This window comes from Streptomyces griseorubiginosus (assembly GCF_017614965.1).
GTDB lineage: Bacteria > Actinomycetota > Actinomycetes > Streptomycetales > Streptomycetaceae > Streptomyces > Streptomyces griseorubiginosus_B.
Map to the genome: position 1 here is coordinate 1 of NZ_WVUG01000354.1, position 8,551 is coordinate 8,551.

Below are 8,551 nucleotides of genomic sequence, written 5' to 3' on the forward strand. Positions count from 1 at the left end.
CGGTGGGGCGGCGGGTGGCGGGCGTCAGGGCCGTGCGGTTCACCACCAGGAAGTCGTCGCCGATCACCGCGGGCGTGCGGGAGCGGACCACCATGATGCGGACGGTGATGCTGCCGCCGTCCTCCAGACGGACCGCCAGCGGCCGGGTGCCGTAGCGCGAGGCAACGGAGGGGGAGGCCACCGCCGGGACGGTGCCGTCCGCCGAGCGGCCCGTCAACTCGCCCTCGCCGAAGGCGCCGAGCCCCGTCCGGGACGCCAACTCGGCGTAGCTGCGCGGTTCCACGCCCACCAGTGGCACCGAGGTGCTCTGGTCGCCGGGCTTCGCCTGGTACTCGATGCTCACCGCGGCCGTCCCCCGCACACCCGGTGTCCGGCGGACCCGGTCCGGCAGAGCCGTCGGCAGCGCTCCCGTCGCCGCCTCGACGCGGGCGTCCGCGCCGACCGTGAGGAGGGCCGCCCGGTCGCGCGTCGCGTGGACGCCGGCCAGGACCGAGCCGCCGAAGGCCGCCGTGGTGAGGGCCGTGAGCAGCGCGAGCAGGGGGAGGACCGTGGAGGCGGAGGTGCGGGCCGCCCGGGCCAGGGACAGGTGGGCCACCGTGCCGCGCAGCCGGGCGGCCGGGCGGGCCAGGGCGCGCAGCGGGAGCGGGTAGAGGCGCACCAGCAGCAGGGCGGCCGCCACTCCTACCAACACCGGTGCGAGCGCGGCCAGTTGATCGCCGTCCGTGCCCTGCCGGCGGAGGGTCTCCACCGCGCCCAGGGTCACCACGAGCAGCGTCAGTTCCGCGACCGTGCGGCGCCGGGACGGTCGTACGGCCGTGACGTCCTCTCGGGCGGCGTGGATCCGTACGGCGTGGTGCGCGGCCACCGCGCGCAGCGGCAGGGTCAGACAGGCCAGCAGGGTGACGGCCGCCGCGGACGCGACCGCCTGGCCGGTGCGGGCCTGGGGGAGGGCGAGCAGGGCGATCGCGAGGCCCAGGGCGCCCGCCGGGACGGCGACGACGGCCGTCTCGGCGGACAGACGGGCCGCGAGGCCGGGCAGGGAGGCGCCCCGGGCGCGCAGGAGGGTCAGTTCGGCGCGGCGGCGGTCCGCGGCGAGACCGCCCGCCATCAGCAGCACGACCACGGCGACCGTGCCCGTGCCGAAGGCGGCGACGGCGACGAGCGGGCGGACGCCGTCGCGCAGGCCGGTGAAGGAGCCCAGGACGTCGTCGAAGCCCGTGTTCACGGTCGCCGACATGTCCGTCTGCGCGCGCACCTGCCGCAGGGCCGGGCCCGACTCCAGGGAGGCGACGGCGGAGCGGAGGCGGTCCACCTGGTACGCGTGCAGATGGAGGTCCGCCGGGGCCAACTGCCAGTAACGCCATGCGGCCGAGGGCGTGCCCAGCAGCGCCGGGGCCGCCTCGGGAGCCAGCAGCAGGGCGCCCAGCCAGTACTGGGCGGCGTCGGCGCCACCGCCGGGCACACGGTTCAGGCTGGGCGTGCGCAGCAGGGGCTGACTGGCCCAGTACGGGCCCTGCGGGTCGCGCGGGGTGACGATGCCGGTGACGCGCACGGCGAGGGCGGGGCGCCGCTCACCGGGTACGTGGATCACCGAACCGACCTTGATGCGCAGGGACTTGGCGGTCTCGGCGGTGACGGCCGCCTCCACGTCACGGGTCTGCGCCGTCACCGGAGCCGTGGCCCGCGGCAGCCGGCCGGTGACCTTCTCGGCGTGCGCGCCGACGCCCTGCTGGGCGGCGAGGGAGAACTGCGCCGGCAGCCCGCTCGGCCGCGGCAGCCACAGATCCGGCACCTGCAGCGGTACGGTGGTACGCACGCCGTAGGTCGACTGGGTGCGGTCGGCGACCAGCGGGCGCGGGACGGCGCGCAGGAGCTCGGCGTACTGCATGCCGAGCCGCCCTGGGCTCAGCGCCAACTCCCGTCGCTGCTGCGACAGATAAGGCGAGGGCGACTCGGCGAACACGGCCACGTTCGTGGCCTGCGGCCGGGCCCGCTCGACCGACCGGCGCAGACCGGCGTCCTCGTACCGGTCGACCGCCCGCGGCAGCGCGGCCGCCAGACACGCGGTCACCGCCACCAGCAGCGCGAGCGCGAGAGCGGCGACGGGGGCGGTGCGCAGCCGCGTCCGCACCCAGGGAGCCGGCACCGAGGTCATCTCACTCGCCCCCCTGCTCCCGCAACGACACCACCGGATCCCCGCGCCGCGCCGCCAGCGCCGCCGTCACCACGAGCGGCGTCACCGCCACCGCGGCCAGCAGCACCGCCACGTGCCCGACCGGCAGCCGGACCAGGACGCCCGGCACCGGGCGGGTCGCCTCGGTCGTCAGGACGATCAGTGGGATCACCGCGCGCGCCAGCGCCGTCCCCAGCGCCGTTCCCACCACCAGCGCCAGCGCGACCAGCACGCCCTGCTCGACGGCGATCATGCGGGCCAGCCGGCGGCGCGGGGCGCCCAGGGCGCGCAGGACCGCGAGTTCGGCGCCCCGCTCGCGCAAGGAGCCCGCCGCGCTGACCGCGAAGCCGACGGCGGCAAGGGCCGCGGCGACCCCGGCCGCCGCCGCGAACGCCGCCTCGGGGCCGGCGCCGAACGGATCGTCCCGCAGCTGCGCCGCCGTCTCGTCGCGCACGACGACCTGGGAGGGATCCAGGTCGGGCAGGGCGCGCAGGGCCGCGGCGACCCGGCCCGTGGCGCCCGGGTCGGTCCGCAGCCACCATTCCGTCGGCGTCACACTCACCCCGTACCGCCACTCCAGCACCCGGTTCACCGCCCGTAGATCCACCAGCAGCGCGCCCCCGTCCGCGTCCCCGGTCGTCGGCAACTCCCGTACGGAGCGCACGATCCGCACCGGCACCGTCTCACCGGACAGGGTCACGTCCACCCGTTGTCCGGTGTGCGCGCCGGCCGAGGCGAGGAAGCGGTCGGTCGCCACCGCCGTGACCTCGGGCGGCGCGGCCTGCGCGACCTGCGCCCGTACCGTCAGCGAGGCGGAGGCCCAGGGTTCGTCGTCCGGCACGTACCCGGTGCCGTACGCGACCGTCAGCGGCGACGAACTCACCGTCGGAGGCTTCGGGTTGGTCCTCTGGTCGGGCGAGGACACGTTCCCGTCGCTCGACGAGGACGCCTTCCAGGAGGTGGGCAGCGGGAGCCTCCGTGCCGTCCCGTCCGCTGACTTCGCCGTCAACTCGCTGATCGTGAGCCGGTGTTGTTCGGCCTTGCCGCGCGGTACCGATACGACCAGTTGCAGGCCGGTGAGCTTCAACGGCCCACCGAGGAGCGGCAGTTCGAGGGTGTGCGGGTGGCCGTCGGCGGGAAGTCCGCCCGCCGGGACCGCGTACGGGGTGCCGTAGCCGTCCTCCAGGGTGGCCGTCACGTCGGCCGAGGCGCCCGTGCCGCCTGAGCCGTGCAGGGTCGCCGTCACGTCCAACCGGGTGGTTCCGGCGGGCACTTGGGCTCCCGCTGTCGCTGTCCTCGGGCCCAGGGGGGCGAGCAGCGGCCGTACCGGTTCGGGGGACAGGTCCCGGCGCAGCAGCATCATGTCCGCCGCGTGTGCGGTGTCCAGGGCGAGCAGATCGGCCGTACGGTCGCCGGAGAGCGGGAGTTCGGCGCGTACGGCGGGTGCGGCCTCGCGTACGCCGCGCAGGCCCGCGTACGCCTCCGTGCGGCCGGGGCCGGCCTCGCCGGCACCGAGGACACGGACCGGCGCGCCCGCGGCGAAGTCGGCCTGGTCGCTCTGCGAGCGGGTCCAGGAGGCGCCCTGGCCGATGGCGAGCATGCCGAGCGCGACGGCGAGGACCAGCAGCAGTACCGGGCCCGCGCCGCGCATCGGGCGGCGGCTGAGCTGCCAGCCGGCCAGCGCAGCCGTCAGCCCGCGCCCGCCGGCCGCGCGGCGCTCGGCGAGCCGGGCCACGAGCGGGAGCAGACGGAGGGTGAGCACCGTTCCCGCGAGCAGGGCCAGCGCGGGCGCGGCGACGAGGAGCGGGTCGATGCCGAGGGTGCCGGAGCGGGCGGGGGTGACCGCGCCGGAGGTCTGCCGCCCCAGCTGCCAGTACGCCACGCCGGCCACCGCCAGCAGCCCCAGATCCGCACCGCCCCGCACCGAACCGGGCAGCACCTGCGCCCGCCCGGGCCGCGGACCGGGGTTCGCGCCCGTGCGGCTCCGCCCCGGCCGGGAAGCTGTACTCGGGCTCGTGGGCGTCTTGCCCCGTCGCGCGTTCGTGCCCACGCCCGTGCGCCCCCGGCCCGGCAGTGCACGCCGCGGGGATGCCTCGGCCCTCAGCGCCGGCAGTGTCACCGCGAACGCGCAGCCGAGGGCCACGCCCGCTGCCACCAGCCACACCCCGAGTCGGCCGCCCGCCGGCACGTCCAGGTGCAGTCCGATCCGGGCCAGGGAACCCTGCCTCGCCAGCAGCCGGGTCAGCGGGGCCGCCAGCAGCGGGGCGCACACCACGGCCGGCAGGGCCAGAAACAAGGCCTCCAGGGCGGCGAGGGACGCGATCCGGGTGCGGGAGGCGCCGCGGGCCCGCAACAGCCGTGTCTCCGCGCTGCGTTCGGCGCTCAGCAGCCGGGCCACCAGGAGCAGCGCACAGCCCGCGAGCAGGCCGAGCTGGAGCGCGATGATCAGCAGAGTCGAACGGGAGACGAGCAGCGAGCGCTGGACCCGGTCGAGGACGTCGGGCAGGCCGGTGGCCGCCTCCGTGGTCCCACCGAGCGCGGACTGCCCGCGCAGGGCCGCGCCGCCGGAACGGGCCGCTCTGCGCAGCTCATCGATCCGCGCGGTCGTCAGCCGTGAGAAGTCGGCGGACGCCAGCCAGCCTGACTGACCGGCGCTCACCCGGCCGCCGGTCACCACCTCGGGGGCGGCGAGGAGGGGGCCGTACGTCGTGAAGTCGACCGTCTTGACGCCCCGCCCGCCGAGGTCGTCCAGCTGCCAGTACGGCGCGTCCGTCACCCGGGGCCGGTACACGCCGGTCAGGGTGATCCGGACCTTCGGGCCGCCGAGCCGGTCGACGAGGGTGAGGCGGGCGCCCGGTCTCAGGCCGAGTCGCCGGGCGGCGGTCTCCGGGAGGGCCGCCTCCACCCCCTGCGCGGCATCGCGGGGCGCCCGGCCCTCGACGATCCGGATCTGCGTCGCGTCCAGGGCCGCGAGGTACGTCAGCGCGGGGTCCCCGGACCGCTCCGACGGCGGCTGGAGCGAGCGGGGGAGCGCGTAGGGGCCCGACCGCACCAGCGCCCGCACGGTCACCGGCAGACCGGCGAAGACGCGACGCGCCGCCTGCCGTACGGCGGTGTCGGCGGCCTCACGGCGGTGGACGGGCACCTCGGCCTTGACGACGAGGGCGCTGTCCGCCGCGTTCCGGGGGCTCTGCAGGGAGTGGCGCAGGGCCGCGTCGCCGATCGCGCCCGCGTAGGCGGTGAGGGCGGCCAGGACGGCCGTGGTCAGCAGGACGGTCAGAAGCGCGGCGGCGAGCAGCAGCCGGTGGGCGCGCGCACGCAGCAGGACGAGACGCGTCACCGCCCCCAACGCCGTCACCCCGACCCCCCGTGGCCGTCCGGAAGGTGTCCAGACCTCCGGCCGATGCTGTCAGAGGGGCGGGGTGCAGGGTAAGCGCTTGTAGATCGAACTTGACCGGATCGTGACCGGTTCAGTCCGGAGGATTGATCACCCTCAGCCCGGAGGGTTGGTCACTCTCAGTCCGGGGCGTTGATCATCGAGGCGGCCGCGTAGGTCAGATACCGCCACAGCTCCTGCTCGTGCTCCTCGGACAGACCGAGCTCGTCCACGGCGGCGCGCATGTGCCGCAGCCACGCGTCGTGGGCCTCGCGGTTCACGACGAAGGGGGCGTGGCGCATGCGCAGCCGGGGGTGGCCGCGGTTGTCGCTGTACGTCGTCGGGCCGCCCCAGTACTGGATCAGGAACAGCGTGAGCCGCTCCTCGGCCGGGCCCAGGTCCTCCTCGGGGTACATGGGCCGCAGGACGGGATCCTCGGCCACCCCCTCGTAGAAACGGTGCACGAGGCGGCGGAAGGTCTCCTCCCCGCCGACCTGCTCGTAGAAGGTCTGCGTCTGAAGCGTGCCGCGCCGGATCTCTTTCACGCCCTCCATGCTCTCAGACGCCGGGGACCAGGACTTGAGCCTTAGGACCGGCGGACCGGCGGGCTCCGGTACTCGCCTCGCGCCGCGTCCCGCAGCACAGTGGACGTATGGGCACGCACGCTCTCGACAAGGACCTGGACGACCTCGCCCGCTCCGCGCGGACCGCGCTGGTGCGGGAGATCGAGGCGAGCGGGGCCTGGGCCGGTGATCCGGTGTGGCGGGAGGCGTTCGCGGCGGTGCCCCGGCATCTGTTCGTGCCGTACTACTACGTCGGCGTCCGCGGCGGATACGAGCGGCGCTGGGGAGAGAGCCCGGATGCCACGGCCCGGGAGAAGTGGGTGCGCGGGGCGTACGCGGACACCCCGCTGGCCACCCGGCTGCGCGACGGCGTGCTGATCTCCTCCAGCAGCCAGCCCTCGCTCATGGCACGGATGCTCGCCGAACTCCGGGTGGAGGACGGCGACCGGGTCCTCGAGATCGGCACCGGCACCGGCTACAACGCGGCCCTGCTCGCCCACCGGCTCGGCGACGACGACCTGGTCACGACCGTCGACCTGTATCCGGACATCACGGACGCGGCCCGCCGGCACCTGACCGCCGCCGGGTACCACCCGCTCGTCGTGACCGGCGACGGGGCGCGCGGAGTTCCCGAGCGGGCCCCGTTCGACCGGATCATCGCCACCTGCACGCTGACCTCGGTCCCGCCCGCCTGGGTCGCCCAGTGCGCTCCGGACGCCCGGATCCTGACCCCGCTCGCGACGGGACTGCTCGCGCTGACCGTGCGGGACGCCGGATGCGCCGAGGGCCGCTTCCTGGACACGGCCGCCTACTTCGTGCCCCTGCGCGGCGACGGCCGTCCCGAGCCGGAGCCGGCCCCGCTGGACGGGATCCCGGGCCGGGCCAGGCACCACGACCTCTTCCGCTTCCTGCTCGCCCTGACCGACGGCGGCCTCGACCCCCAGGAGGCGTACTCCCTGTGGGAACGCGAGGGCCGGCCCACCCGGGACCGCTACGGCGTGACGATCCGCGACGGCGCGGAGTGGGCCTGGCTGGACGACCCGGAGGGCCCGTACGTCTGGCCCCTCCCGAGCCGGTGACCAGGCGGACCTGGTGAAGTCCGCCGCGGTTCGGCAGCGCCCCTGAAGGGGCGCGGGGAACTGCGCGACCGGCCACGACGGCGCCGCGGACGGCCGACGACGCATCCGGCACTTCCAGCGGAGCGCTCAGCTCCTGCGGATCGTGATCGTCGTCCAGGCGCCGACGTGGACCCGGTCGCCGTCCACCAGGGGGACCGGTACGAACGGCTGGATCGGCTCCTCGGAGCCGTTGACCGTCGTGCCGTTCGTGGAGTTCTGGTCGACGACCGCCCAGCTGCCGTCCGGCTGCTGGACCAGCACCGCGTGCTGGTGCGAGACGCCCGGGTCCTCCGGCGGCACCGACAGGTCGATGTCCGGGGTGTCGCCGGTGGAGTGCCGGCGGCGGCCGATGGTGATCTGGTTGCCGGACAGCGTGCGCTGCTGCTCGGGCGAGTACGCGGGCAGGTTCAGGCCCGCGGCCTCCGGGCCGGAGCGCTGCATCATCGCCATGAAGTACTCGCGGTCCGGACCGATGGTCGCCGTCCAGGTCGCCGGGCCCGCCTGCGGCCGTCCGTAGCCGGGGCCGGGCGGGGCCTGGGTGGAGCCGGGCTGCGGATAGCCGTAGCCGCCGCCCGCTCCGCCGGGACGTCCGGGGCCGCCCGGAGCACCGGGGCCGGAGGACGGCGGGGAGATCACCCAGTCGTCCTCACCGCCGCCGAAGGACGGTCCGCCCTGCTGCGGCCGCCGCGTCTCCTGCGGGAACGCGGGCGGCGCCGCCGGGCCGGCCTGGAACCCCTGCGGGCCGCCACCGGGGCCACCGGGAGCGGTGGTCGGCGTCGGGCCGGGCGGCGGCGGGACCGGACGCGACGGGTCGGGACCGAAGTTGGACGGTCCGCCGGGACCGGCGGGGCCGCCCGGTCCACCGGGACGCGGGTCGTTGCCGAAGCCGGAAGGACCGCCCGGGCGCGGGTCGCTCCCGAAGGGGGACGGGCCGCCGCCGGGACCGCCGGGACGCTGGTCGTCGCCGAAGCCGGAGGGGCCGCCAGGACGCGGGTCGTTCCCGAAGGGGGACGGACCGCCGCCGGGACCGCCGGGGCGCGGGTCGTTGCCGAAACCGGAAGGGCCGCCACCCGGGCGCGGGTCCTCGCCGAAGCCGGAGGGGCCGGACTGGCCTCCCGGGCGGGGGTCGTTGCCGTAGCCGGAGGGGCCGGACGGGCCTCCCGGGCGCGGGTCGTTGCCGAAGCCCGACGGGCCGCCGGGGCCGCCCGGGCGCGGGTCGTTGCCGAACGGGGTCGGGCCCGAGGGCTCGCTGCCGAACGGCGGGATCGGTTCGGCGGGGCGGTTCATCTGGGACGGGCGGGAGCTCTGGTACTCGTACGAG

Annotated in this window: 5 protein-coding genes; 1 reads left to right on the forward strand and 4 read right to left on the reverse strand. The window is 76.3% G+C overall.

Translation table 11 applies throughout. The annotated features are described in order from the left end of the window. The 3 genes from GRC12_RS38425 to GRC12_RS38435 all read right to left on the reverse strand — a co-directional run. On the reverse strand, positions 1-2,155 hold a 2,155-nt coding region (locus GRC12_RS38425; RefSeq protein WP_208784954.1), incomplete at its 3' end, for an ABC transporter permease. Between the two features lies 1 nt (position 2,156). After that, the gene (locus GRC12_RS38430; protein WP_208784956.1) at positions 2,157-5,513 is read right to left on the reverse strand and encodes an FtsX-like permease family protein; all 3,357 of its coding nucleotides are present in this window, start codon (positions 5,511-5,513) and stop codon (positions 2,157-2,159) included. Positions 5,514-5,689: 176 nt separating this feature from the next. After that, the gene (locus tag GRC12_RS38435; protein WP_208784958.1) at positions 5,690-6,103 is read right to left on the reverse strand and encodes a globin; all 414 of its coding nucleotides are present in this window, start codon (positions 6,101-6,103) and stop codon (positions 5,690-5,692) included. Positions 6,104-6,201: 98 nt separating this feature from the next. Between GRC12_RS38435 and GRC12_RS38440 the strand changes: the two genes are divergently transcribed. Next, positions 6,202-7,191, forward strand: a complete 990-nt coding sequence (locus GRC12_RS38440) for a methyltransferase domain-containing protein (RefSeq protein WP_208784960.1) — start codon at positions 6,202-6,204, stop codon at positions 7,189-7,191. Positions 7,192-7,317: 126 nt separating this feature from the next. On the opposite strand, the gene GRC12_RS38445 is transcribed toward GRC12_RS38440, so the two are convergent. After that, on the reverse strand, positions 7,318-8,551 hold a 1,234-nt coding region (locus GRC12_RS38445), incomplete at its 5' end, for an FHA domain-containing protein (protein ID WP_208784962.1).

What these genes read in the sequence shown, in the direction of transcription:
- GRC12_RS38435 (WP_208784958.1), bottom strand. Translation starts at nt 6,103, where the DNA reads ATGGAGGGCGTGAAAGAGATCCGGCGCGGCACGCTTCAGACGCAGACC.
- GRC12_RS38440 (WP_208784960.1), top strand. Translation starts at nt 6,202, where the DNA reads ATGGGCACGCACGCTCTCGACAAGGACCTGGACGACCTCGCCCGCTCC.